Origin of the sequence: Vibrio sagamiensis NBRC 104589 (genome assembly GCF_007990935.1) — a bacterium.
Lineage (GTDB): Bacteria > Pseudomonadota > Gammaproteobacteria > Enterobacterales > Vibrionaceae > Vibrio > Vibrio sagamiensis.
In genome coordinates, this window is sequence record NZ_BJXJ01000151.1 from 1 (window position 1) to 606 (window position 606).

Consider the following 606-nt stretch of genomic DNA (forward strand, 5'->3'; position numbering starts at 1 on the left):
GGGGTGAAATGTCACCATTTGAATTCAGACTTGACCATAACGCATTGCTCAGTGGTGAATCATAGTTAAAGTCTGGCGGGTTGTGAGGTTTTTACAACAAGCTTCTTGACATGATAATAACATATTTCTGATTAATTTATCACCAAACAAATGACATATATAAGTAACATTATAAATGAATTTTTAATTAACAGAATATTTCACCTTATGATAAGCATCTTCTTTTTTTCCATTATTCGATGTAAGTGGTCATATGCTGAGTTCATCCGAACAAAGCTACGAGAAAGCCCCGTATTTGAGCTTTCCCACGTGCTAACACAATATCCACAAGCACGAGCAGCCAATAGTCGAGTTGCAATTAACATTTCACCTTTAAATATGAGGTAAATGAATATGAATCATCACAATAGAAAAAACTGGTTCTTACCTAGCTTACTTCTGGCTTTATCTTTAAGTGGGTGTCATGATAAAGATGCTGTTGAGATCACACAGATCTATGAGGTTACTATAACCTCAACCGGCGAAGGAGAGGTATCTCCTACAAAAAACTCCGTATTTTCTGGCGAGTCGTCCACTTTTCACGTCATGCCTTTTGTTGACTACAAC

General features: G+C 36.8%; 1 protein-coding gene. It reads left to right on the forward strand.

The window, feature by feature from the left end:
• Positions 1–393: 393 nt before the first annotated feature.
• On the forward strand, positions 394–606 hold a 213-nt coding region (locus tag VSA01S_RS19875; RefSeq protein WP_147052820.1), incomplete at its 3' end, for a hypothetical protein.